The organism is Aeromonas sp. 55A, from assembly GCF_051919665.1.
GTDB lineage: Bacteria > Pseudomonadota > Gammaproteobacteria > Enterobacterales > Aeromonadaceae > Aeromonas > Aeromonas veronii.
In genome coordinates, this window is the sequence record NZ_JBQBEH010000008.1 from 2,892,594 (window position 1) to 2,918,375 (window position 25,782).

The following is a 25,782-nucleotide window of genomic DNA, read 5'->3' on the forward strand; positions in this document are numbered from 1 at the left end:
GGCGGCCACAAAGGGCCGCCACCGTTGTTTTATCCCCTCTGTTTTTGCCTCGCCAAGGTTAATAGTCCCCCCGGGCCAGCCGTTCGAAGTAGCGCTGATAACGTCCGCTGGCGATGGTCTGCTGCAACTGTTGATTGAACTGATCCCGCAGTTTGGCTGAATCTGGCATCTTGCGCGGGAACATCACGAAGCTGTCGTTGCGCAGAAAAGGGGTCTGACTGTGGGTGATGAGTGCCGCGCTGGCGGGATCGAGCTGGCTCTGCAGCTCGGCCAGACCGACTCGCAGCTCTTGCGGATAGAGGTCGATCCGTCCGCGCAGCAGCTTGCCGAAATTCTGTTTCACGTCGGTGACTTTCTGTAGGGTTACCTTGCCATCGGCCACCATCTTGTCCAGCTCGGGCCCGTAGCTGTAGGCGATATCGCCCCCGAGGCGCATGCCGATGATTTGCTCAAGGCGCTCGGCCTGCAGCTGCCGTGATTTGAGGGAGAAGAAGACAAACTGCTCCTGCAGCACCGCTTCGCTGAACAGAAAATCCTGCTCCCGCTCCGGTTTGTGCATCCAGACGGCGGTGGCATCGTAGAGCTGGCTGTTGGCCGCCAGCGAATAGACCCGACCCCAGGGGGCGAAGTGGAACTTCACCTGATAGCCCGCTTCCTTGAACAGATCGCTGATGAGGTGGGCCACTGGACCGTGCTGTTTTGATTGCTCGGAGACGAAAGGGGGCCATTCACCCACGATGATGTTGAGCACCCGGCCCGGTGCGGCGAGAGCCGACTGGCTGGTCAGAAATAGCCACAGAGCAAGCAGCGGGATCAGGCGCATGGCAGGAAGAAGGGGGCGCAGGCTGGCAGAGGCGAGGGCATCAGGTCACTCCCGGCTGTGATGCGGTGAAAGGGGCTGGGTTGCCCGCAATGCTAACATGAGTCTCATTCTTTGTCGTGGATATTTGTCTCGTCGGGGCCGCCAGGCGCCTATTTTGGCCGCAGGGTATGCCCAAGCTCACAAAACCGATCGAGTAAACGTCATATGATTGATTTCATTATGAGTCTTGCTCTCCTGCCGAACGGCAATTTCACGTAAATCAAAGAGAATGACTATGGCTACCGGACAATATCTGCTGTGGAAAGATGCACAGGGGCAGGATTTTCGCCCCGTTGCACTGACCGGCACTGATCTGCTTAACAATCGATACCTCAACAAGGGCACAGCCTTCACCGAACAGGAGCGGGCCGATTTTGATCTCGATGGTTTGCTGCCGCCTCAGGTGCAAACTTTTGAAGCCCAGCTCGAGCGAGTGTATGAGGGGTTCAAGAGCGCTTGCAGCGATATCGAGAAGTACCAGAACCTGCGTGCCCTGCAGGATCGCAACGAGACTCTCTTCTATGCCCTGTTGTCACGCCATGTGGAGGAGATGACTCCCTACATCTATACCCCGACCGTGGGCAAGGCGTGTCAGGAGTTCAGCCACCGCTTCCAGAAGCCGCGCGGCCTCTACATCACCCCGGACAACGTAGATGATATGGGCAGTCAGGCCCGTCACTTCGATGCCAAATCGATCCGCATCATAGTCGTCACCGACAGCCAGGGCATTCTGGGGATCGGCGACCAGGGTGTTGGCGGCATGGGCATCCCCATCGGCAAGCTGGCGCTCTATACCCTTGGGGCCGGGATTCACCCCGCCTGCTGCATGCCCATCGCGCTGGATGTGGGCACCGACAACCAGAAACTGCTCGATGATCCCATGTATCTGGGCCGCCCCCACAAGCGTATTCGTGGCAAGGAGTACGAAGAGTTCATCGACAAGTTCGTGCAGGGGGTCAAGCGCCACTTCCCCAATGCCGTGCTGCAGTGGGAAGACTTCAGCAAATCCAATGCCTTCAATAATCTGGCCCGCTACCAGCAGGCACTGCCGTCATTCAACGATGACATTCAGGGCACCGGTGCCGTGGTGCTGGCCGGTATCATAGGCGCGGTCAAGGTCAAGGGGGAGACCCTGGGCCAGCAGAACTATCTGGTCTATGGCGCTGGCGCCGGTGGGGTTGGCGTCGCGGATCAGATCTGCGCGGGAATGATCCGCGAGGGGATGGATCCGCAGGCGGCCCGCGATCGCATCTACATTCTGGATACCCAGGGGCTGGTGTGCGACAACCGGGACGGGCTCGACGAGTACAAGCGCCGCTACGCCAAACCTGGGCTGTTGTTGGCGGGTTGGGATACCGAGGTGCCCGGCAAGGCCAATCTGGCCGATGTGCTGCGTCATGTGCCCATTACCGTGTTGCTGGGTACCAGCGGCTCGGGCGGTGCCTTCCAGGAAGAGCATATCCAGCTGATGCTGCAGCATTGCGAGCGCCCCATGGTGTTCCCGCTCTCCAACCCGACCGCCAACTGTGAAGCGCTGCCGGAAGATATCTACCGTTGGAGCAAGGGCAAGGCGATCGTGGCGACTGGCAGCCCGTTCAAGGATGTGAGCTACGAGGGGCAGGAGTTCCGGGTCGGGCAGGGCAATAACGTCTTTATCTTCCCCGGTGTAGGTCTGGCGGCCATCGTCAGCCAGATCCGCGAGATCACACCCGATGTCTTCACGACCGCCGCCTTTGCGCTGGCCGAGTGCGTGAGTGAGGTGGACCTGGCTAAAGGGGCCGTCTATCCCCGCATTCGCGAGCTGCGCAGCATCTCGGTGCATGTGGCGACCGCCGTGCTCAAGGATATCGTGCGTCGGGATCCCTCCCACCCGCTGATCGGTCAGGATCTGCAGCAGCATATCCTCAACCACATGTGGGAGCCGGTTTACCTGCCCTATCGTCGGGTATAACCGCGTATTCACCGCCCGGATAACGGATCGGTAAAGATGACAAGGGGGTAGCGCTGCTACCCCCTTTCGTTTATCCCCCGTGGCATTCACTAAGTTCGCAATGGCCGCCAGCGCCCTTGCTGATTGCGACAGGCGGTATCCTGCCACTGCTGGCTCGCCTTGCCGATATAGAGTTGCTCGCGATAGTCGCGACACCACTCCCCGCTGGTATGGCGGAAGGTGCGCAGCGGGGTGACGCTACCCGAGTGACGGTTAGCTGGATTGAACCAGGTGAGGCTCTGCCCTTTGGTGCGGGTTTCCAGCGCCTTGGCAAGGGCCTGATTGGCCAGTTGAACATCTGCCTTATCCATCTGATGGTAAAGCGGCGGGGTGTCGACCGTGGCGCAGCCAGCGAGGCCGAGCAGGAGGAGTGGTAACAGATATCGCATTATGGTTGCCCCTGTTGGCGAAAACCGTTGTTGAGCAGCGCCCGCTCCTGCTCATCGGTAAGCACTTGCTGGCGATCATCGACCGTGCCATCACCTCTTAGTTTGTTGCCGTTGGCATCGACAGCATCCACACCGTTGTCATCGACCGTGCCATCGCCCCTGAGTTTGTTGTCGTTGGCATCGACGGCATCCACGCCGTTGTCATCGACTGTGCCATCGCCTCTGAGCTTGTTGCCGTTGGCATCGACGGCATCCACACCGTTGTCATCGATGGTGCCATCGCCTCTGAGCTTGTTGCCATTGGCATCGACGGCATCCACACCGTTGTCATCGATGGTGCCATCACCTCTGAGCTTGTTGCCATTGGCATCGACCGCATCCACGCCGTTGTCATCAACGCCATTGCCAAACCCGCGGCCACCCCCATGGCGTTCTCTCCCTGCATGTTTTTCTCCACCAGCATGCCGTTCACCTCCACCATGCTGCTCTCCGCCGGCATGCTCGCCTTGGCCGCCACTGTCATCGCTGCCCCCATCGCTGTCGCTGCCACCGCTGCTGTTGCTGCCTCCGTCGTTGTCGCTGCCGCCGCTGTTGCTGCCTCCGCCACTGTTGCTGCCTCCACCGCTGTTGCTGCCTCCGCCGCTGTTGCTGCCTCCACCGCTGTTGCTGCCTCCGCCGCTGTCGCTGCCACCGCCGCTGTTGCTGCTACTGCCGCTGTTGCTGCCACCGCCGCTGTTGCTGCCTCCACCACTGCTGCCCCCACTGCCACCATCGCCATCTTTGTTGTGAACGATCAGCTCATTGGCGATGTAGCTGTGGCTGCCATCGAGTAGCAGATTGAAGAGTGCGGTAGTGGGAGATGCCTCGATCCAGCAGAGTGACTCAACCAGCAGTAATTCCGGCTGGGGTTGCAGGGCCAGATTGCCCGTCACCATGGCAGGTGCCGGGCGACACATTATCTGCATGCCGGTAAATAGCGGCAGCACCGCCAGTTGCGGGTTTTCGGTTCGGGTCATGGCCGGTGAGATGGCCGCCCAGCCCCGAGTGGTCAGCAGAGGGTGCTCTGCGGTAAAGAACGGGGGCAGATCATTGATCCCGTAGAGTCTGCGCTTGCCCAGTATGACCCGTTCGATCGCCAGGATCCGGTTACTGCCGCCGTGCTGATCCAGCACCTGTTCACCGACCCGGAGCGTCTCTATGGGGCGGGTGGAACCATCGGCCATCGTGATGCGAGTGCCAGCGATAAAGCAGGACTTGGCATAGGCCTGATTCATTTGCCACTCATTTTGGGCGAAATCATAACTGAGCGGGTTCGCAAACAGGGCGAGTGCGATGGCCGAGCCAATAAGCAATCTGCGCTGGCTGGCCTTGAATGGGGGCTGTGACATGGGGACTCCTTGTCCATCTTGATTCACAGGATCCATTATAGAGCGCGCCCCTGGTGGCGGCATTTTTGACCATGAACACAATAAACATGATGGAAAAACGATTGGCGTTCGTCACAATAATGCGTAAAATCGCATACTCGATGCTTGTAGCAACGAATCCCGCCTAAAAAGCCAGTTTCATGCCCTTCCCAAGCAGTAAAAGGTAACAGGTGACGCATTTGTGTTCATTTTGTGCCTTGGAAAAGTCTTGTGATAACTGAAAAGTGATAAATATCCCCATCAGTTATCAAAAAATTAAGGACATCCATGTTTTCCTTAGTCAAGCAAAGTGTCGCCGGGCTGCAAATCCTGTTTGTCGCCTTCGGCGCCATGGTTCTGGTGCCCCTGCTCACCGGACTGAACCCCTCCATGGCCCTGCTTGGCGCCGGTGTGGGCACCCTGTTGTTCCAGCTCTGCACCCGCCGCCAGGTCCCGATTTTCCTCGGTTCCAGCTTTGCCTTCATCGCTCCCATCATCTACGCCACCCAGACCTGGGGATTGCCATCCACCATGTTTGGCCTGTTTGCCGCCGGTTTCATGTATTTCATTCTGGCTGCGCTGATCCGGGCAAAAGGGATGGGCTTTGTGCACAAATTGCTGCCGCCCGTGGTGATTGGCCCGGTGATCATGGTGATCGGTCTTTCTGTGGCGCAGGTTGCCTGCAACATGGCGATGGGCCGCGCCGGTAGTGAGCAGGTGGTTCCTGCGGGAACTGCGCTGACACTGGCCGGTATCTCGCTGGCGGTCACCCTCATTGCAGCTGTGTTTTGCAAGGGGTGGATCAAGCTGATCCCCATCCTGTGCGGCGTGATTGCCGGTTATGTCTCGGCGGTCTTCATGGGCCAGGTGAGTTTCGATGGCATGGTGAACGCCCCCTGGTTGGCGCTGCCCCACTTCGAAACCCCGGAGATCAACTGGGCTGCTGCGTTGTTCATGTTGCCGGTAGCCATCGCCCCCTGTATCGAGCATATCGGTGGCGTGTTGGCGATTGGTGGCGTGACTGGCAAGGATTACACCAAGGATCCGGGTTTGCACCGTACGCTGGCCGGTGACGGCATCGGCGTCTGCTTCGCCGGTTTCATCGGTGGCCCACCCGTGACCACCTACGCCGAAGTGACCGGTGCCGTGATGATCACTCGCAACTTCAATCCGGTCACCATGACCTGGGCTGCGGTGTTTGCCATCATTCTGGCCTTCTTCGGCAAGTTCAATGCGCTGCTTACCTCCATCCCCATGCCGGTGATGGGCGGTATCATGCTGCTGCTGTTCGGATCCATCGCTGCCATCGGTCTCAAGACGCTGGTGGAATCCAAGGTGGATCTGGGACTGTCACGCAATATCGCCATCGTCGCCGTGACTCTGACCGTCGGTGTCGGCGCGCTGGAGATGAAGATTGGCGACTTCGCGCTGGCCGGCGTTGGCCTGGCCTCCGTTGCCGCCATCCTGCTCAACCTGATCCTGCCTGCGCACTCCGAAGAAGGTGTGATGGACGCCGCCAAGGATTGAGTATCGCCAGACGTTCATCGTTAACTTGTAGAAGGCCACCTCGCGGTGGTCTTCTCTGTTTCGGTTCTCTCGCACCACTTTTCGGCTCTGCGGAGCTCATCTGGAATCTAATTTGGAAGTAGATGAGGGGGTTAGCACTCTCATTTGACGTATCTCTTTTCGTGACCTTAGCTAAAGGACAGGTTTGGCTCTGAGGTCTCCTCGAGCAGTATGGGAAAATGGATGTTGGCGTTTTCTATCATTTCTCTCCCAGACCCTGGTCATTAAACGATGCGCTTCTGCTTCGCCACAGCGCTGTTGTATGGCAGAGGTTTATCCGCCCCCTCCACACTCCCCTTATGCTGCCCAGGCATGTTTCCTCCTCGATTTGTTGTGAGCCTCCCTCGCCGGTTGCGTTTCGTTGCGCACAGGCAAAATCCGGATCTGTTTGCTGCTGCACATGGGTGGGCGGCGAGCCGTGAAAGCCGGCATGACCCCAGCGGGTCAGAGGTGCACCGCCATCGGTAACGGCGGATGTTCAGGGATGAATGGCAAGCAAAGCGAGGTTGCAATGAACTATCAACTGCTGTGGAAAAGTACAATTTTTTCAGTCTCTTCCATGATAGCGATAAGCTCTGTTCAGGCTGCGCCCCTGAACGTGATGACCGAGGATTACCCTCCGTTCAACATGCAGGGGGAGGGGGGCAAGATTGTCGGGCTATCGACCGAGGTGGTCGAAGAGCTGCTCAAGCGTGCCGGCGTCGAATACAAGCTGACCCTGATGCCCTGGAAGCGGGCGTATGAAGATACCCTCAGCACTCCCAACACCGCACTCTACTCCACGACTCGTACCCCGGAGCGTGAGGCGCTGTTCAAATGGGTGGGGCCGCTGGTCAATAACAACTGGGTGTTCTTCTCCAGCTCGACGGCCAATATCACAGTCTCTTCGCTGGAAGAGGCCAAGCAGTATTCGGTGGGGGGCTACAACGGTGATGCGGCAGCCGAGTATCTCAAGGCACAGGGATTTGCCAAGTTGCAGCTGGCAGCCAATGACACCGCCAACGTGAAAAAACTGGAGGCCGGTCGTATCGATCTCTGGGCAACCGGCCAATATCTGGCCCCCTATCTGGCCAACAAGGAGAAAGTGGCTTCGCCCAAGCCGGTCTTCGTGTTCAAGGAAACCCAGATGAGTTTGGCGTTTAACAAGGATACGCCCGATGAACTCATCAACAAGCTCAACGAGGTTCTGGCAGCCATGAAAGCCGACGGCACCATCGAGAAAATCAACGCCAAGTACCAGTAAGTTTTACTGTTCCTGCTGCCGTTAATACCGGGAGGAAGTCATGGATTGGAAAAGTCTGAAGTTCAGGATTGCCGTACTGACTTCCCTCTCGGTGAGTCTGCTACTGGTACTGTTTGGTGGTTATAACTACAGCTCGGTGAGGGAAGAGAGCTACAGTAAACAGGCTCAGCTGGTCGAGCAGGCGATCAAGCGACTGCAGCTCTCCTTGCCTGGCCCTTTGTGGAATTATGAGTCGGCCTTTATCGAGGCATCGCTCAAATCCGAGCTGGCGGCCGATATGCTCAGCACTTTGCTGGTGGTCAACAAGGAGAAGCTGGTGGCCGGGTTTGCCCGCGATGCAGCGGGCACTATTTCCCCTGTAGCGGCCATACCCGCCGATACGGCGGCCTATGGTGGGTATGATCTGGTCTACGACGACAGCGGCCAGAAAAATACCGTGGCCAGATTGCTGGTCGAAACCAGTGATGCGGCCATTCAGGCCAACTTGCGCCAGCAGTTGATCACCACTGTCTGGCAGATCCTGGTACTTGATATCTGTATCATTGCCTTGTTGATGGTACTCATTCATCGCAATGTGCTGAGACCACTTCATCAGATGAATCTGGCGGTGTTCGATTTGGCCAGGGGAGAGGGGGATCTGACCCGGCGTCTCAAGATCCTCCGTCAGGATGAGATGGGCGCGCTGGCCACCAACATCAATCACTTTATTGCCAAGCTTCAGGAGATGGTGGCCGAAATCAACGAGCTCTCTGCCGGCGTGCTGCAGACCGCCGAACGTTGTGACACCCTTGCGGCGGATACTCGGGGCGCCAGTGATGCCCAGCAACAGGAGCTGGATCAGGTCGCGACAGCCATTACTGAGATGAGTCAGGCGGTGCAGGAGGTGGCAGGTAATGCCGTGAAGACTGCTACGGCGACCGATGAGGCCAACCTTTATGTCGAGCAGGGCTACAATCTGGCCGGTCATGCCAATCAGGCGATTCGCCAGCTGGTGGGAGAGGTGGAACGGGTGGCGGGGCTGATGCGTTCCCTTTCTACCGAGAGTAGCAGCATTGGCAATATTATCGAAGTGATCAATGGTATTGCCGAGCAGACCAATCTGCTGGCGCTCAATGCCGCCATCGAGGCTGCGAGAGCTGGGGATCAGGGGCGCGGTTTTGCGGTGGTGGCCGATGAAGTGCGAACCTTGTCAGGTCGTACCCGTCAGTCGACCGAAGAGATCAGTGCCAGCATCAAACGTCTGCAACAGGCGACCCAGAATGTTGGTGCCGGGATGCTGCTGAGCCAGGAGCAGGCCTCTCGTGCGGGAGCCGAAGCAGCTGATGTACAGATATCGGTGGAGAAGATAAAAAACCAGGTCAGTCTGATCCGCGAGATGAACATGTATATTGCCCAAGCCTCGGAAGAGCAACACTCGGTAGCGGAGGCGGTGAGCCATAGCGTGAACCGGATTGCCACCCTCAATAGCGAGAGCGCGACCAGGGTGGTGCAAGTGGCTGAAGCCAGCAGCGATTTGCGCCAGCTCTCCGGTCAGCTCGATACCCTGCTCAAGCTGTTTCGGGTCTAGAGAGCACATACGCCCTGCGGGGATCCTCGGTGCGAGCGGTGGTCGCGATCACGCGCGCAACGGGGGTCGTGGTGTTCTCATATTCTGCCATGCAATCCCGGATCGATATTTTCCCTTTACGGGCCCATGCATGACAGTCTGGAGAGTTGTTGTCTACTCACGACACAGCTTGCACCAGGGACCGGTGAGCTCGCAGTACCCGGTCTCGTCGCCATGCTGCCAGCCAAGCCGATGATAGAAGGCCACGGCCGCCGTATTGCGGGTTGCCACCTTGAGTGATGCCGTGCGGGGATTATTTGCCAGACCATGTTCGAGCAGCGCTCGCCCAATCCCCTGACCATGCCAGTCGCTCGCAACGTACAAATGATGCACAAAGTGCTCGGGTTGCCATACGGCGATAAATCCGCAGAGCGTCCCCCCTCGCTCAGCCACCCATATCTCTTCTCCCCGGGTCTGCTCGATAAAGTCATCCAGGTGAAACAGGGAGGGGTCTACCCAGTGAAAGGTTTGTCTGCGGCCTTGTAAAAACAGCTCGGCCAGCGGGGTGATATCACGTTCTTCCATGCGCCTGATCATCATGCTCTCCCAAGGGCGGTCACTGTTCCCTGTTGCACGCGGGCAAGGTTATCTGGGGCAAATGACAAGGGTGTGATTAAGGGCTGTCCAATACATTTGTCATGGGGCTATACTGCCGAAGTCCCCTGTATGGATGGCGTGAGGATTGTTGATTTATGGACAATAAACAGATTGAAGGCAACATTTTTGTTCCGGCTCATATCGATGACGTGTGGCACGCCTGGACGACAGAGAGTGGTCTGCGCAGTTTTCTGGCTCCCGAGTGTTTGATGGTAGCCGAACCGAATGGCCCCTTCGAAATCTACTTCAGGCCTGATGCTCCACTGGGTGAACGGGGCAGTGAAGGGTGCAGGGTCATGGCTGTCATGCCCTATGATTTGCTCAGTTTTAGTTGGAATTTTCCGCCCAGTCTGCCCCATATTCGTCAGCAGAAGACTCAGGTTTGTCTGCGCTTTGTGCCGGAAGGGCAGGGCACTCGCCTCTACTTCCTGCAAACCGGTTGGGCCAATGATCCTGACTGGAATCAGGGGTATGCCTACTTTAGGGAAGAGTGGCTGGAGACCAGCCTGCCACGGCTGCAGTACCGCTTTACCCATGGCCCCATCGACTGGAACAACCCGCCCGACCAGGCACAGCTGAAGGCGTTGTCCCAGTAATTTCGGGGCACAGAGATAAAAAAAAGGCTATGTCCCAATTACGTGTTGCATGGGGCGCCCCAGCGCCTCATGCAAACATGCTTTGATATTTACGCCTTTTCCGTAACGCTCCAGCATCCTGCGCCAACCCAGGTAGTTCTTCAGGTAGTGCGTTGCCACGCCATGGAACCGCTCCATCCACTCTTTCAACCGATGGTGATACCCGTTTACGTGCTGGGTGTGATACGCACCGACCACCCGTTCGCCTTGACGATTGCGCACCACCTGATGGGTTACACCCTGTTCTTTGCTGAAACAGGCATACACACCCGCTCCATCGCTACACAGCACCGCATCCGGTGACACCAACGGCTTCAACACCGCGATGACCGTCTCGGCATCTATTTTCTCCAACTGGAAATCCGCATGGTGGCCTGCACGGTCTTGTACCACCATCACCGGGATGTAATCTGGCCCGGCTCCACGAGTTCGACCTTTACCACCGCGATGACGTGCCGGACGCGGCAGTCCCCGCTGCCCCTTGAACGATTCAAGGAAGAAGGTCTCATCAACCTCAACGATGTCCTCTTCCCGGGTGGCCTGATGGGTTGCCATCGCGCGCAAGAATCGGTGACGCCAGAGGAACGCGGTGTTTTTGCTGACCCCACAGCGCCGCGCGGCCTGGCGGACAGTCAGTCCTTCGATGAGAGCTTGCGCGTAGTCTTCCCAGCACTGTGCTTTACGCAATCTGGCCAAGGGCGTCTTGGTCAGAACGGTGCTGGTGCGCAGACACAGTTTGCAACGGTAGCGGCGCAGTCCCCGACTCCATCCCCAAGGCGCCAGCTGGGTAACATCGGCCTGACAATGGGGGCAGCCACTGCATGCCGGTAACTGAGTATTGAGCGAGGTAATGGTGTGGGGTGCAGTAAGCTCCTGCTGAGCAACACGGCGCTGGCGCAGGGTTAACTGGGGAAAAAGGGACAACAGGTGTTGAAAGGCTGGGGTATCCATGATGGTAGACCTCAAGGTGATGGCCTACTTCAAGATTATCCTTTCAACACGTAATTGGGACATAGCCTAAAAAAAACCGGCCAAAAGGCCGGTTGAAACAGTTCAGGCTTGTCAGGTGACAAACGTATCCAGCGGATGAGAGTCGCTTTCCACTCCTTGTGAAGTACAACCCTCTTGGTTACGTGCCACTACTATATGCCATCCACACTGAATCGATGCTGAACCACGGATGTTTCAGTTTCACTCCACCTTACAATCAGATGGTAATCCCCATCGACTGGCGCAGGTAAGCGCCAGCGCCGAGCAGGCCAGGTCCTTCATGGGTGATCAGGAATACCGGAATATCCTTGAGGTAGGATTTGAAACGGCCCTTGTCTTCAAAGGCAACCCGGAAACCGGAACTGGTGAAGAACTCCTGGAAGCGCGGCACTATGCCCCCTGCGATATAGACGCCACCAAAGGTGCCCATATTGAGCGCCAGGTTGCCGGCAAAGCGGCCCATCAGCACGCAGAACAGGCTCAGGGTGCGGCGGCAATCCAGACACTCGCCCGCCAGCGCCCGTTCGGTGATGTCTTTGGGAGCGAACGGCTCCGGCTCACGACCATCGGATTTCACCAGCCCGCGATAGAGATTGACCAGGCCCGGGCCGGATAAGAAACGCTCGGCCGAGACATGGCCCAGTTCGCCACGCATCACCTGCAGCACCGCATCTTCCTCTTCGGTGTTGGCGGCAAAATCCACATGACCCCCTTCGCCCGGCAGGCTCAACCACTGATCGCCCGCCTTGACCAGATGCGCAACCCCAAGGCCGGTGCCCGCTCCATAGATGGCGATGGGTTTGCCAGCCACCGGTGCGGCGCCGCCCAGCCGGATGCGATCCGATTCGGCCAATACCGGTACCGCCATCGAGACCGCGGTAAAGTCGTTGATTACTTGCAGGCGCGCCAGCCCGAGATTGCTCTGCATCTCGCTGATGGAGAACTCCCAGCTGTGGTTGGTCATGGCGACCCAGTCACCATTGATGGGGCAGGCGATGGCGATGCAGGCTTCAGCCACCTCGACCTTGTGTTCCTCCAGATAGAGGCGAACCACGGCTTCAAGGCTGGGATGGGCCAGACCTGAGTAGGTCTTTGCCTGAGAGATAGTACCGGTGGCCAGCTCACACAGGGCCAGACGCGCATTGGTACCGCCGACATCGCCGACCAGCGCATGGGTATGCTGCATAACAACTCCTTCGTTACAGGATGGGGACGACTGTGGTGTCCCGACATTATTGTTGGATTATGACGGCCCATTCTATCCGAGCTCAGGCTCACTCACCCGCCGGATCGATACAAACGTGCGCCTGCTCACAGTGTTGTTGCTTTGCAACATTTGTAAGCGGTTTCACAGTGAGGTGACGTTTTGTAACGAAAAGTACGAAATAATTAGAGATGAGTCATACTTTGTACGGCAGGCGTTAGTTGCGATAACCGCTTGTCTTGTATAGTCATCAGCTTGATTGGAAACCTGCTTAGCCGTAGATTTAGTGCAAAGACACTGAAGCTAAATTACAAAAACGTCTGGTGGTGATGATGAATACCCTTGATAAAATTACGAACAACCTGGAAAGTTTCAGTAAATCAGAACGCAAGGTTGCCGAGGTGATCCTGGCGTCTCCCCAGACCGCCATCCACTCCAGCATCGCCGCCCTGGCCAAAATGGCCGACGTCAGTGAACCGACCGTCAACCGTTTTTGCCGTCGCCTCGATACCAAAGGCTTCCCCGATTTCAAACTCCATCTGGCCCAGAGCCTGGCCAATGGCACTCCTTACGTCAATCGTCATGTGGAAGCAGAAGACGGCCCCGATACCTACACGGCCAAAATCTTCGAATCCACCATGGCTTGTCTGGATGCAGCCAAGAACAGCCTGGATATCTCGGCCATCAACCGCTGTGTCGATATCCTGACCCAGTCCAAGAAGATAAGCTTCTTTGGCCTCGGCGCCTCCTCCGCCGTTGCCCGCGATGCCCAGAACAAGTTCTTCCGCTTCAATATCCCGGTGGTGAGCTTTGACGATATCGTCATGATGCGCATGAGCTGCATCAACAGCAGCGAAGGGGACGTGGTGGTGCTGATCTCCCATACCGGCCGCACCAAGGCGCTGGTCGAGATCGCCGCGCTGGCGCGCGAGAACGACGCCACCGTCATCGGCATGACCGCCAAGGATTCCCCACTGGCGCGCGAGTGCAACCTGGTGCTCTCCATGGATGTGCCGGAAGATACCGATGTCTACATGCCGATGGCTTCCCGCATCGCGCAGCTGGCGCTGGTGGATGTGCTGGCAACCGGATTTACCCTGCGCCGGGGGATGAAATTTCGTGAAAACCTGAAGAAGGTAAAAGAGGGATTGCGTGAATCCCGCTTTGAAACACCACACTCTTCCTGAATCGTCGGGGGCTTTGGCCCCCGACTGTCTATGCCACCCTCCTTGGTGTAGTCTTGATGTGGTATTGTAACTTAATAACAAAAACCACCCGGATGGTTTGCTAGCGGGTGCATCGAGCCATCGGCTTGATGGGGCAGAATCTCAAGTTATCTCAACTTCATATTGGAGTCTTTCATGCCTAGACGTACAAAGATTGTAACCACACTTGGTCCGGCCACCGACCGCGAAGGGATCCTCGAAGGGATTATCCGCGCTGGCGCCGACATGGTGCGGATGAACTTCTCTCACGGCACTCCTGAAGATCATATCCAGCGCGCCAATCAGGTGCGTGACATTGCTGCCAAGCTCGGCCGCCACGTTGCCATCATGGGTGACCTGCAAGGCCCGAAAATCCGTGTATCCACCTTCAAAGACGGCAAGATCTATCTCGCCATCGGTGACAAGTTCGTGCTGGATGCAGCCCTGGGCAAGGGTGAAGGTTGTCAGGAGCAGGTCGGCATCGACTACAAGAGCCTGCCAAATGATGTGGTGCCGGGTGACATCTTGTTGCTGGACGATGGCCGTGTACAACTGAAAGTCGAGAGCGTGGAAGGCACCCGCATCCACACCACTGTGACTGTGGCGGGCCCGCTCTCCAACAACAAGGGCATCAACAAGAAAGGGGGCGGTCTCTCCGCGCCAGCCCTGACCGAGAAAGACAAGGAAGATATCAAGACAGCCGCGCTGATGAACGTAGATTATCTGGCCGTCTCCTTCCCGCGCTGCGGTGATGACCTGCGTTACGCCCGCGAACTGGCTCGCGAAGCTGGCTCCAATGCCAAGATCGTGGCCAAGGTTGAGCGCGCCGAGACTGTCGCCACTGACGAAGCGATGGAAGATATCATCCTCGGCTCTGATGCCGTGATGGTCGCCCGTGGCGATCTGGGCGTCGAGATCGGTGACCCCGAGCTGGTTGGCGTGCAGAAGAAGCTGATCCGTCACTCCCGTCGTCTCAACCGTGTGGTGATCACCGCTACCCAGATGATGGAATCGATGATCAACGCGCCGCTGCCGACTCGTGCAGAGGTCATGGACGTCGCCAACGCCGTGCTGGATGGTACCGATGCGGTGATGCTCTCTGCCGAAACCGCCGCCGGTCAGTTCCCCATCGAGACTGTGACCTCCATGGCGAGCGTCTGTGTCGGTGCCGAAAAGCACCCGAGCCTGAACGTTTCCAATCACCGCATGAGCTACACCTTCACCTCGGTGGAAGAGGCGGTTGCCATGTCCACCATGTACGCAGCCAACCACCTGGAAGGGGTCAAGGCGATCGTGGCGCTGACCGAATCGGGCACCACTCCGCTGCTGATGTCCCGTATCAGCTCCGGTCTGCCGATCTTCGCCATGTCTCCCCACAACAAGACCCTGGCCTGGACCAACCTCTACCGTGGCGTGACCCCGGTGCTGTTCGACGGTGACGAGACCAAGCCGGTCTACGAAGTGTGTCGCGACGCGCTGGCCGTGCTCAAGGAGAAGGGGCTGCTGCAAAGCGGTGACATGGTACTGCTGACCCACGGTGACAAGATGGAAACCGTCGGCAGTACCAACACCTGCAAGGTGATGATGGTCGAATAAGCCCGTCCGGTTTTACAGTGTTCAACAAGGCTGCTCCTCTCTGATGAGCAGCCTTTTTATTTCGGGCTGTGGCGGGATAAACAGGACTCAATGATTGCTTAACCGGATTCCCCTTCCGATAATGCGGGAGTGATTTTCACCGGGTAGCCTGTTGTAGGGGATCGCAGGATAACCCAGACACTCGACAATACGGGAGTGAAAAAATGAACAAGCGTAACTGGTTGCTGGCCCTGTCACTGACGTTGGTGGTGTCACCCAGCCATGCCGACTGGGAGAAACTGAAGGCTGCCGCCGCCGATCTCGGCACCGCCGTGAGTGAGACTAGCAAGGAGGTATGGCAGGATGTCAGCGACTTCTCCAAAAAGAGCTGGGCCTCCATCTCTGCCTGGGGTGAAGAGGCGTTCAATACCGCCGGGGTCTGGACCGACAAGAGCATCGCCACTGGCAAGGAGTGGCTGAAGGTAGCCGACAAGAAGCTCGACGAGATGCTGGAGCCCAAAACCCCGCAGGAGGCGCGGGTGGCGCTCAACACCATGGCCGACACGGCACTGGTGCGCCTGTTCAATGAACAGCCTTCAGCCAAGTTGCTGTTTGACAAGGCGTATGGCTACGCAGTATTCGATTCGCGCAAGTTCTCCCTGATGCTGCATACCAATCAGGGCGCCGGGGTGGCCATCAATCGCAAGAGTGGCAAACACACCTATATGAAGATGTTTGGCGCGGGGCTGGCGGCCGGTATCGGTGGCAAGTTCTATCAGCAGGTGATCCTGTTTGAAGACAAAGCCAGATTCGATGCCTTCGTGACCCAGGGTTGGGAGGCCACCTCAGAAGTGGGCGTGGTAGCTGGCAAGGAGAGCGCCGAGCTTACCGCCAAATACAACGGCGGCATGGCCATCTACCAGATCGGCGAGAAGGGATTGCTGTTCGATGCCAACATCTCCGGCTCCAAATACTGGATCGACAAGGATTTGAGTCAGTAACCATTAAGGCGGTGAGCCCTCGGCATTTGCCCTGCTCACCGTGCGGCAGTTGCAGTCAAAGATCGCCCGCACTCATCCTGCGGGCGTGCTTGTTTGTGGTGGCGTGATGCGGGTGTTGGATGGCAAAGCGCCTTTTCCCGTGCGAATGCTGGGGACAAAAAGCCATCGCCCCCCTTGGCTGCAACCGGTATAATGCGCGACCCGAATTTTTCCAGGTGTTCAAAATGCAGCCGGTACCCAACCTTTTCTCCTATCCCCGCTATTGGGCCGAGTGCTACGGCACGGCGCCCTTCCTGCCCATGTCCCGCAAAGAGATGGACAAGCTCGGTTGGGACAGCTGCGACGTCATTCTGGTGACGGGGGATGCCTACGTGGATCACCCGAGTTTCGGCATGGCGGTCATCGGCCGGATGCTGGAGGCGCAGGGCTTTCGGGTCGGCATCATCGCCCAGCCGGACTGGTCATCGAAGGATGACTTTATGCGTCTGGGCAAACCGAACCTCTTCTTCGGGGTCACCGCGGGCAACATGGACTCCATGATCAACCGCTACACCTCTGACAAAAAGCTGCGCCACGATGACGCCTACACCCCGGGGGATGTGGGCGGCAAGCGGCCGGATCGCGCCACCCTGGTCTATACCCAGCGCTGTAAAGAAGCCTTCAAAGAGGTGCCCGTCGTTATCGGCGGCATCGAAGCATCCCTGCGCCGTATCGCCCACTACGACTACTGGTCCGAGACCATCCGCCGCTCCATCCTGCTCGATGCCAAGGCCGATATCCTCATCTACGGCAACGCCGAGCGGCCGCTGGTGGAAGTGGCCCACCGCATCGCAGCGGGGGAGAGCATCGACACCATGCAGGATATTCGCGGCACTGCCGTCATCCGCAAGGAGCCGCTGCCGGGCTGGAAAGGGGTGGATTCGAGCAAGCTCGACCAGATTGGCCGCATCGATCCCATCATGAACCCCTATATGGAAGGGGCTCCTTGTTCTGACGACGCCACCGAAGCGGCACCTGCCGCGCAGGAAGCCCAGCCTGTGCTGGTGCAGCCGGCCAAGCCCAAGCCGTGGGAAAAAACCTATGTGAAGCTGCCGGCGTTCGAGCGGGTGAAAGAGGACAAGGTGCTTTACGCCCACGCCTCGCGCATTCTGCACCACGAGACCAACCCCGGCTGTGCCCGTGCCCTGTCGCAGGCCCACGGCGATCGCATCGTCTGGGTCAACCCTCCCGCCTTCCCGCTCGAAACCGAGGAGATGGACGGCGTCTTCGGCCTGCCCTACCAGCGGGTGCCGCACCCGGCCTATGGCAACGAGAAGATCCCGGCGTTCGAGATGATCAAGACCTCGGTCAACATCATGCGCGGCTGCTTTGGCGGCTGCTCCTTCTGCTCCATCACCGAGCACGAAGGGCGCATCATCCAGAGCCGCTCGGAAGAGTCGATCCTCAAAGAGATCGAAGATATCCGCGACAAGGTGCCGGGCTTTACCGGCGTCATCTCGGATCTGGGCGGCCCCACCGCCAACATGTACAAGCTGCGCTGCAAGAGCCCCAAGGCCGAGCAGACCTGCCGTCGCGCCTCTTGTGTCTGGCCCACCATCTGCCCGCACATGGACACCGACCACAGTCCGACCATCAACCTCTATCGCAAGGCGCGCGACCTCAAGGGGATCAAGAAGATCCTCATCGCCTCCGGCGTGCGTTACGACATCGCGGTCGAAGATCCCCGCTATATCAAGGAGCTGGCCAAGTACCACGTCGGCGGCTACCTCAAGATTGCGCCGGAACACACCGAGGAGGGGCCGCTCTCCAAGATGATGAAGCCGGGCATGGGCAGCTACTACCAGTTCAAGGAGCTGTTCGACAAATACTCCAAAGAGGCGGGCAAGCAGCAGTACCTGATCCCCTACTTCATCTCCGCCCACCCGGGCACCACGGATGAAGACATGATCAATCTGGCGCTCTGGGTCAAAGAGAACCGCTTCAAGCTCGATCAGGTGCAGAACTTCTATCCGTCGCCGCTCGCCAACGCCACCACCATGTATTACACGGAGAAAAACCCGTTAAACAAGGTGAGCCGTACCGGTGGCGATGTGTTTGTCGCCAAGGGCGAGCGCCGTCGCCGCCTGCACAAGGCACTGCTGCGCTACCACGATCCCGCTGGCTGGCCGATGATCCGCGAAGCCCTGCTCGCCATGGGCAAGGGCCACCTGATTGGCAACGGCCCCGGCTGTCTGGTGCCTGCGGAAGGGCGTAACGAGCGTGCCGCCACTGGCAAGGGGATGAAACCGGCCCTGACTCGCCACAGTAACATTGCCCATCAGCGCGGCAACGGCACAGGCAACAAGCCGACGGGCGGCAAGCCAGTGGGTTCCCAGTTGCAGAAAGGGGCGGCTAATGGCAAACCTGCCGGAAAACCCGCCCATAAGGGCAAGGCGCCGACCCGCGCAGGCTCGGCCAAGCCGGGTGCCAAACCCGTCACTCAAGGCAGCAAGCCTGCAGCCAAAGGAAATGGTGCCAAGCGACCGGCTCGGTAAGTTTTCCTGATTGGAAATCGATAGAAATAATAAAGGCGACCGGATGGTCGCCTTTTTATTTGAACGTATTGTATGGAGTGTATGGAGTGTATGGAGTGTATGGAGAATGATTAATGTAGTGGGTGCAGGCTATTTTAAAGTTATTACAGTGTTCTCTATTAAGTTATATTATTTCCCAATGATTAACCGATCTTAAATAGACATAATTTTTCACAAAAAATTTGAATGATTCTTTTTCGTTCAATATTATATTGCCAATACGCTTGATCTAATTTTTTTATTTTGTCTGTACCATCGATTGCTTCATATTCTTGATCAGATAAAATCGTGTATCTAACCCAATTCATCATCCAAGAAAGAGCGGTGTCCATAATGGATTCATCTTCATTCCATAGGCCAATTGCAGAGCTCAGCTCAGTATAGGAAATGCTACCTTGGGAAACTTTTTTAAATAATCCCGGATTAACTACTTTTAGCGTGCTTACGAAAGTAATAATAGGAACCAATCTGAGATGGTTTTTTTCTGATGTACTGTAAATAATAGCTAGGTTTGTAAAAACCTTTTCTAGTTGTCGGAGTGATAAATTGAAGTGTTGACCAAGAGGCTTTAGACAATCATGTATATTATGTTCATCTCCCCATAGTTCTAGTTCATGCAATTGTAGCAATCTATTTATATAGGCGCTTATGTCATGGCCATGATAGCTATTTAATCTTTTGGGAAGAGAAGTTTCAATGTTTATAAATTTATGTAAATAAGTGTGAGCATCAATATTTTCACCATATACAGACTTAATCGCTTCTTCTAGCTGTGATTTATGCATAACCAGAACAAAAACAACATTTTTTACGGAGAAAAAATGTTTAATTTTCTCAAGGATCTCTACAGCGAATGATGGTCGACATCTGTCTAATTCATCAATAATAATAACTAAACGCCCACTTCTATTCTCTTTTATAGCGTTTGGAATTTCTGACAATGACTCTTTGAAGCTTTGAATAAGCTCACTCTCTTTTGTATGTGAGCTCAGTCTTTCTTGAATTAATGCAGAAATACTTTCCGATGTGTCAGAAGCAATATCACTCCCTATTTCTGACAGAGCTTCGATATCTGAGCTCTTGATAGCACCAAGAGTAGCCGCCTTTATTCCTATTTTTGCACTCCACGAGAGAAGGCGAATACCTACTTTTTTTGCCTTATCTGAAAAATGGGCTTTAGCCTCAGTTTCGGGAGCGTATTGTTCTACATATGTATTTATAGAACTGGCTATTGATATAAAGGCATCATCAGTGTAGTCATTCTGAAATGCATCAATGTATATGCTAGGAACTCCATTTTCTTTCAAAAGCCCTTGCCACATCTTAACGAAAGTTGTCTTACCTTCTCCCCATTGACCATCAATGGATATTACAAGGTCATCTGTAGTTCTTGTTACCATATTTAATAAAGCTTCACCAAAATATTTTCTCTGAAGCACATCATTCTTAAATCCATCACCCTGTTCAATTACAAGGCTGGGTGTTACGAATTTCATATCATTCCTTTTTATCGATAGAAAAAATATTTACACTGCGATTGCTGACCTTGAATTTTAATTTTGCATGACTAAAAATATTTTTTGATAAACTCATCCATGGGCATTGGAAGAAGTTGGTCATTTATTCTAATAATGGCCATTAGTAAGCGTTCCCTGATGGCTGATCTCGGTTTTCTATCCTCAGAATTTTCTATTGCAATCAGTATGTCGCTGAGAATTTCAGTGATTTTTTTAGTGTCCACCTTGTGGCTATTTATTTTTCGATAAATTATTTCATCTATAACAGTGTGAGTGGATACTTTGTTTTTTTTATCGCAAGGACATATGCATTTTCGTTCACCTTGATAAAGCTGAATGCCTGTCCATATGTACATGGGGTCGTTGTATTTTACTGATATGCCATGTTCATTTGTTGTTGGGTACCCATCATCAACATTATAGTGACCTTTGTTATGGCAACTGGTATGCCGAGTCACCTTATATATTCCGAAATATTTTGATGCTAGCTTAAAATAAGCACTATATATGTTTTCCAGTTTATTCTTAATCATGTAATTAGGGGTTGTATTATCCCAGTAAATACATCCACCTGAATTTTCCACTCCACTAATGACTTTCAGTAAATCGCCTCTTAGCTCTAAGTAAAAACTATTGATTTTCATTGTTTCTCACAATTAATTATTTCAGTGATATTAAAGCAGTGAAGGAATATTTAGAGTCTCCTTCATTTCGGAGTGGAGCTTCCACGCTACCGCCCGTGGATTACAGCTTCCAATATGCTCCCTTGACCCGCGATAGCAGCAACCCATCGCAGCTCAACAGGTTCTGAATGGCCATGGTAAGCCAAACGAAACTGCCGAGGCGAGCCTTAAAATGACTTAACTATCAGAAACTAATCGTTTTTTGAGCTTGATCAGCAAATGGAACTGGAAGGTGGCTTTATAGCCATATCCCGCTTTGGCAAGCAGGGAAGGGAGTGAATTGGGGCGACATGATGGTCGCCCCTGGTGATTGCCATATCCGGCGCGCGAAGGGTTAGCCGTTATAGCCGTAGCAGCGTTTGAGCTCCTCGAAGTCGTAGTAGTGGCTGCCGCTTCGGTAGGGCTGGCAGCCCGTTTTAAAGGCGATCTCCTTTTCGTTATAGAGCATCTTGACCAGCACCTGCCGCTGCCCGTTCTGGTAGATATCCCACTGAATATTGGCGGTATAGGGGGAGACCCAGCCGCCGCGCCACTCGTTGTTCTGCTGGCTGAACAGCTGATCCGGGCTGGCCCCCTGACGGCTCCCTTCCAGCTTCATCAGGGCGGCGAGGGGGATAATGGCTTCGGCATGGGCAAAGCGCAGGGTGGCCCGTCGGCTCTGCTCGCCCTCCACCACCTGACGCTGCACCTCGCCAAACAGGCCGTCGAGCAGCGGCTGGGCAATGGCGTAGGGGGCGCTCTGGTTGGCAAAGCTCGGCCCCTTCTCGTAGAAATCTTCCGCATCGGAGAGGTAGGAGAACCAGGCAGACTCCTCCGGAGTGAGGAACTGCTCCAGCGCCCAGGGTTCGCTGCCCTGTGCCTGCGCTTCGCGGATCATGCCGGGGCCGATGATAAAGAGGTTGTAGAGCATCAGGGCCGCATCCACTTCGTCGCGCACATAGGTCATGCCGCCATCTTCCGGATTGATGGCGACAAACTCGACGCCGCCCGCCAGATAGTCGACAAAGCCCTTGCTGTAGATACGCTCCAGCATGCTGCGGGCCATCTCTTTGGTCTTGCTCAGGTTTTTAAGCTGCTCCAGCGCCCTGGCCAGCTCGGGAGCCGGTGCGATTCCGGCATCTTCGTCGCCGATAAAGCGCTGGTAGCTCTCATAGGCGGGCAGGTAGTTGGCGTAATCCCCCTCGGGGGTGGTCTTGTGGAAGTAGAGCTCGAACTTGTTGACCAGCTTTTTGTCGATCTTCGAGGGGTCATCCTGCGTGAGGTAGCACTGCGCCGAGTCGCTGACATAGTTCACGTCGCGCTTGAGGCTCTCCATAAAGTAAAAGGCGCTTTCGTTGGCCCTGTCCTTGCCCGAGGTGACCACCTTGATGCAGTGGGGCTCGCTGCTGTTGAGCAGGGTCGGCAGCCGCGCCGCCAGTCGGGTGGCGAGATTGGCGTGCTCCTCCTTGCCCAGCGCCGAGAGCAGGCCATAGCCCAGTTTCTGGTTGGCGGCCGTCACCAGATCGACCTTGCCTCCCAGCCCCTGCCCGAGAGTGGTGAGCGCCCCCTGACGCTGCGCCTCTTCCCATACCAGCTTGGTCAGCACGTCATATTTCGGGCTGGAGAGGGAGCGCGAGCCGTGGCGCGCCACCATTTCGGTAAAGACCGGGCTGAACCCCTGAGGCGCTGGCTCGTAGCTCTCCGCCTGCTGCTGCGGGCTGTAGACCGCTTTGGTGCTGTATTGGTAGGCGGTTTTGCCCTGGTTGTCGGCAGACGATTCGTTCTCTGACTGGCAGCCACCAAGCAAGACCAGCGAGACGGCCAAAGCCACATAAGAAGAGCGCGGGAAAGTCATGATGTTCCTTATCTATCCATATGAAAAATAAGTGAAAAACTCTATGACTTGAAAATGACCGCGGGATGTCAGCCAGATGACAGGCTGATGACTTCTGATAAAGCCGTAAGCAAGGGGAGGGGAGAGAGGATGGCTACAGGGAGGGCAATAGAGGCTCAACCAACCACTGCGCCGGTCACGGCTGAGTGGTCAGTGAGCGCGTTTGGGATGGGGCCTTATTGCCTTACCTCCAGACCCGTCATCTTGATCCAAAGGGGGGGAATTAAAGGTTGCCAATTAAGGGTTGCTTAATACCACGCCAATAAGGCATCGAACATGCGGGTATGGGTCACTTGCAGGTTTGCCGCCTTGGTAGAAATGGCTGCGCTATAGAGCTGGACGCCGGGTTCGTTATGACTCTGCACCAGATAGTTTTTATGGCGACAGGTCCCATAGAGAGAGAGGCTTTTTCTCGCACAGTGGCCGAGAAACAGCACGGCGCCAAGGCCGATCAACAGGCCGGATATATCCAGCAGATTGACGGCGGGCAGGGCAAATTGAGCCTCGGCTTGCAGGGCGAGTTCATAGAGCGACACGGCAAACATGGCGCCGCAGAGCAGCAGTTTGATACGGGCGAGGCTGGTGAGTTTGGTCTGCATCACGTCCGGCGAGACAAAGTAGAGGTTCTCCAGATGTCGTCTCTGCTCTTTGATAAGGATCCCGCGCACATTGACATCAACCTCGACCTGGGTTGATTCGCGATAGACCAGCCCCTGTTTTTCCCACTCGTCCGCCAGCATGGCAACCAGCACCGGATAGACGACAATGGCCAGGCCGCAATAGATCGGCAGCGCATGATATCCGCTGGATATCAGCCCAACTGACAATATTGCGAATATATAGGGCGACAAGGCTTTGAGTGCAATTGATGATTTCATCGTTATACATCCATAAATAACGCGTTTTATAAGTGCCGATAGCGCACAGGCAATAGTGGCCGCGCCAATAAGCTGCGGCCAAACAGGGCGTTGGTCAGCGGTAATCCATTCTGGCAAATAGTCTGCAACAGCCCTTTGCACGGCAACAGGGAGAAGAGCGCCATAGTAAGCCAAACGAGGCCACTCTGACAGTGACCCGGATGACATAAATCTGTGTGCCGCCGTCGAAATGAAATCATATTTTGTCGCTACTCCGGTTCCTCTATGCAAAAAGCCCCGAGAGCAGAGCTTTCGGGGAAGAGGAAAAACATCGACAAGGAATTACAAAGGCATTGGGGTCAGGCCTGAAAAAGATCAGGCATCGACATAGAGCACCTGGCCGCTAATAAAGCCATCGACGGAGCGCTCAAACGCCTTGCCGACCAAAGCACCCGGCACCGGCTGGAAGCCCGGCATCATCTCGCCATATACGTCCCACGCCTCTTCCAGTACGGTCGGGTTGACCACATTGATGCGAATGCCACGGGGCAGCTCGTGGGCCACGCACTGGACAAAGGTATCGATGGCGCCGCTGGTGGTGGCATCGGCAATGGCCAGCGGGATCGGCTTGATATTGAGGATGCCGGAGGTCAGGGTGAAGGAGCCCCCCTGATTGATGTAGTTGAGGCCGACATTGACCAGATTGATCTGGCCCATCAGCTTGCTCTGGATGGTGGTTTGCCACTGCTCGTCGCTCATCTCGCCAAAGGGGGCGTATTCGCAAAATCCTGCGGTATTGACCACCGCATCGAAGGAGCCCACGTTTTGGTAGAGCCGCTCGATGGACTCTCGGCTGGTGATATCCACCTGAAAATCACACCCCTCGCCGGAGCGGCTGGCGGTAATGACCTTGTGCTTGCCCAGACCACTGAGGGCGGCTTGCCCCATTTTCCCCTGAGCACCAATCAGAATGACCGTTTTCATCGTTAACCTCGCTTTGCTGGAAGAGCTGCAAGGTTAGAGAGCCACTGATACAATGTAAATAATGGGTGGTTTGTATGTGATACAACTTTAATTGGTGAGGTAAGGGTGGAGAAGATCGATATCAGGCAGATGCGGGTGCTGGTGCTGCTGGTGAGATACAAGAGTGTGTCGCGGGTGGCCGAGCTGCTGGAGATCTCCCAACAGGGGGTGAGCAGCCATCTGAAAAAGCTGCGCGATATCTTTCCCGCCGAGCTCTTTATCCGCCAGAGCGCCGGGTTGCAGCCGACCGACTACGCTTGCGAGCTGGCTGACAAGTTCGAGCAGATCCTGGCCGATATCGACGGGGTCTTTGTGGCTGCCCCCTTCGATCCCGCCAGCAGCGAGCGCACCTTCAGGGTGATGGCGAACGAATATGCCCAGCTCGCCATTATCCCAAGGCTGGCGAGCGCTCTGCGCACTCAGGCGCCCTCAATCCGGCTCGATGTGGTGGACTTTCAGGCCGAGCAGCATCTGGAGGCGCTGGCCAGCGGCGAGGTCGATCTGGTGATTGGCTTTGATGCCTATCTCGACCCGGGGTTACTGCGCGCCACCCTGCGCCGGGATCACTACTGCTGCGTGCTGCGCCGCGACTCCCGATATCTTCCGGACAACGCCCCGCAGGATCTGGCGGCCATCCCCTTTGTGCAGTTCGCCAACAGCGTCGGCAATTTCGAAGGGCAGATGAGCCCGCAGCAGGTTGCCAGCGCGGCGGTGGCGACGCTCCCCTGTTACACCTCGCTGCAAGCCTTTATGTCGGTCAATGACGTGGCGGCTTGCATTCCGTCGGCCATCGCCGCCCTCGGCGATTTTCGTGTGCTGGAGCTGGCCGGGGCGCCGCAGCCGTTCGAGGTGGTGGTCGGCAGACACCGCAAAAGTCAGGGCAATCTCGCCATCGAGTGGCTGGCCGAGGTGATCAAGTCGGTCAGCGATCTTGCCATGCCCGGATAACGTCGCCGTTTGCACAGAGCGGCCGCCACCAGCCAGCGC

20 protein-coding genes and 1 pseudogene are annotated in these 25,782 nt (G+C 56.0%); 10 read left to right on the forward strand and 11 right to left on the reverse strand.

Translation table 11 applies throughout. The features are described 5' to 3' along the window. Positions 1–58: 58 nt before the first annotated feature. Complete coding sequence (locus ACTG2G_RS17495) at positions 59–823, reverse strand: substrate-binding periplasmic protein (RefSeq protein WP_439985691.1); 765 nt, start codon at positions 821–823, stop codon at positions 59–61. 274 nt (positions 824–1,097) lie between these two features. On the opposite strand from ACTG2G_RS17495, the gene ACTG2G_RS17500 reads away from it, so the two are divergent. Next, positions 1,098–2,813 (forward strand): NAD-dependent malic enzyme, encoded by a 1,716-nt coding sequence (locus tag ACTG2G_RS17500; RefSeq protein WP_064339679.1) that lies wholly within the window; start codon positions 1,098–1,100, stop codon positions 2,811–2,813. Positions 2,814–2,902: 89 nt separating this feature from the next. Here the strand turns inward: ACTG2G_RS17500 and ACTG2G_RS17505 are convergent, their stop codons facing one another. Together ACTG2G_RS17505 and ACTG2G_RS17510 are read right to left on the reverse strand one after the other, a co-directional pair. Continuing rightward, on the reverse strand, positions 2,903–3,244 hold the full coding sequence (locus tag ACTG2G_RS17505) for an RT0821/Lpp0805 family surface protein (protein WP_064335766.1): 342 nt from the start codon (positions 3,242–3,244) through the stop codon (positions 2,903–2,905). Continuing rightward, positions 3,241–4,629 carry a hypothetical protein gene (locus tag ACTG2G_RS17510; protein WP_439985692.1) on the reverse strand — a complete coding sequence of 463 codons (1,389 nt, stop codon included), beginning with the start codon at positions 4,627–4,629 and terminating at the stop codon, positions 3,241–3,243. Before ACTG2G_RS17510 ends, ACTG2G_RS17505 begins: the two co-directional genes overlap by 4 nt. Before the next feature lie 306 nt (positions 4,630–4,935). Between ACTG2G_RS17510 and ACTG2G_RS17515 the strand changes: the two genes are divergently transcribed. The 3 genes from ACTG2G_RS17515 to ACTG2G_RS17525 all read left to right on the forward strand — a co-directional run bounded on the left by ACTG2G_RS17515 (position 4,936) and on the right by ACTG2G_RS17525 (position 9,023). Further along, positions 4,936–6,174, forward strand: coding sequence for a uracil-xanthine permease family protein (locus ACTG2G_RS17515; protein WP_005334784.1), 1,239 nt, complete (start codon positions 4,936–4,938; stop codon positions 6,172–6,174). A gap of 550 nt (positions 6,175–6,724) precedes the next feature. Beyond that, positions 6,725–7,456, forward strand: coding sequence for a substrate-binding periplasmic protein (locus ACTG2G_RS17520; protein WP_439985693.1), 732 nt, complete (start codon positions 6,725–6,727; stop codon positions 7,454–7,456). Between the two features lie 40 nt (positions 7,457–7,496). Then, positions 7,497–9,023 carry a methyl-accepting chemotaxis protein gene (locus ACTG2G_RS17525; protein ID WP_421387676.1) on the forward strand — a complete coding sequence of 509 codons (1,527 nt, stop codon included), beginning with the start codon at positions 7,497–7,499 and terminating at the stop codon, positions 9,021–9,023. A gap of 153 nt (positions 9,024–9,176) precedes the next feature. Here ACTG2G_RS17525 and ACTG2G_RS17530 read toward each other — a convergent pair whose 3' ends face one another. Next, positions 9,177–9,599, reverse strand: coding sequence for a GNAT family N-acetyltransferase (locus ACTG2G_RS17530; protein ID WP_421387740.1), 423 nt, complete (start codon positions 9,597–9,599; stop codon positions 9,177–9,179). A 155-nt stretch (positions 9,600–9,754) separates the two neighbouring features. On the opposite strand from ACTG2G_RS17530, the gene ACTG2G_RS17535 reads away from it, so the two are divergent. After that, positions 9,755–10,255, forward strand: a complete 501-nt coding sequence (locus tag ACTG2G_RS17535; protein WP_421387673.1) for an SRPBCC family protein — start codon at positions 9,755–9,757, stop codon at positions 10,253–10,255. 27 nt (positions 10,256–10,282) lie between these two features. Here ACTG2G_RS17535 and ACTG2G_RS17540 read toward each other — a convergent pair whose 3' ends face one another. Beyond that, the gene (locus ACTG2G_RS17540; RefSeq protein WP_439985694.1) at positions 10,283–11,245 is read right to left on the reverse strand and encodes an IS1595 family transposase; all 963 of its coding nucleotides are present in this window, start codon (positions 11,243–11,245) and stop codon (positions 10,283–10,285) included. A 256-nt stretch (positions 11,246–11,501) separates the two neighbouring features. Continuing rightward, a pseudogene (glk, locus tag ACTG2G_RS17545) lies at positions 11,502–12,473 on the reverse strand (glucokinase); the annotation flags it as partial. Positions 12,474–12,820: 347 nt separating this feature from the next. Here glk and ACTG2G_RS17550 point away from each other — a divergent pair. The 4 genes from ACTG2G_RS17550 (at position 12,821) to ACTG2G_RS17565 (ending at position 18,803) form a co-directional block, all read left to right on the forward strand. Then, positions 12,821–13,675: a MurR/RpiR family transcriptional regulator gene (locus ACTG2G_RS17550; RefSeq protein ID WP_005334759.1), complete on the forward strand. Its 855-nt coding sequence runs from the start codon at positions 12,821–12,823 to the stop codon at positions 13,673–13,675. A gap of 174 nt (positions 13,676–13,849) precedes the next feature. Further along, on the forward strand, positions 13,850–15,289 hold the full coding sequence (pyk, locus tag ACTG2G_RS17555) for a pyruvate kinase (RefSeq protein WP_337072373.1): 1,440 nt from the start codon (positions 13,850–13,852) through the stop codon (positions 15,287–15,289). 203 nt (positions 15,290–15,492) lie between these two features. After that, the gene (befA, locus tag ACTG2G_RS17560) at positions 15,493–16,269 is read left to right on the forward strand and encodes a beta cell expansion factor BefA (protein ID WP_323912847.1); all 777 of its coding nucleotides are present in this window, start codon (positions 15,493–15,495) and stop codon (positions 16,267–16,269) included. A gap of 224 nt (positions 16,270–16,493) precedes the next feature. Then, on the forward strand, positions 16,494–18,803 hold the full coding sequence (locus tag ACTG2G_RS17565) for a YgiQ family radical SAM protein (protein ID WP_439985695.1): 2,310 nt from the start codon (positions 16,494–16,496) through the stop codon (positions 18,801–18,803). 182 nt (positions 18,804–18,985) lie between these two features. Here the strand turns inward: ACTG2G_RS17565 and ACTG2G_RS17570 are convergent, their stop codons facing one another. From ACTG2G_RS17570 to ACTG2G_RS17590, 5 genes are all read right to left on the reverse strand, one after another. Next, complete coding sequence (locus tag ACTG2G_RS17570) at positions 18,986–20,338, reverse strand: KAP family P-loop NTPase fold protein (protein ID WP_429011645.1); 1,353 nt, start codon at positions 20,336–20,338, stop codon at positions 18,986–18,988. A 71-nt stretch (positions 20,339–20,409) separates the two neighbouring features. Then, complete coding sequence (locus ACTG2G_RS17575) at positions 20,410–21,003, reverse strand: hypothetical protein (protein ID WP_429011646.1); 594 nt, start codon at positions 21,001–21,003, stop codon at positions 20,410–20,412. A 373-nt stretch (positions 21,004–21,376) separates the two neighbouring features. Continuing rightward, complete coding sequence (locus ACTG2G_RS17580) at positions 21,377–22,876, reverse strand: histidine-type phosphatase (protein ID WP_439985696.1); 1,500 nt, start codon at positions 22,874–22,876, stop codon at positions 21,377–21,379. A 287-nt stretch (positions 22,877–23,163) separates the two neighbouring features. Next, positions 23,164–23,793 carry a hypothetical protein gene (locus ACTG2G_RS17585; RefSeq protein WP_236351271.1) on the reverse strand — a complete coding sequence of 210 codons (630 nt, stop codon included), beginning with the start codon at positions 23,791–23,793 and terminating at the stop codon, positions 23,164–23,166. A gap of 354 nt (positions 23,794–24,147) precedes the next feature. Next, positions 24,148–24,756: a short chain dehydrogenase gene (locus ACTG2G_RS17590; protein WP_204482905.1), complete on the reverse strand. Its 609-nt coding sequence runs from the start codon at positions 24,754–24,756 to the stop codon at positions 24,148–24,150. Between the two features lie 105 nt (positions 24,757–24,861). Here ACTG2G_RS17590 and ACTG2G_RS17595 point away from each other — a divergent pair, with 105 nt between their 5' ends. Continuing rightward, the gene (locus ACTG2G_RS17595) at positions 24,862–25,743 is read left to right on the forward strand and encodes a LysR family transcriptional regulator (protein ID WP_439985697.1); all 882 of its coding nucleotides are present in this window, start codon (positions 24,862–24,864) and stop codon (positions 25,741–25,743) included. Positions 25,744–25,782: the final 39 nt, after the last annotated feature.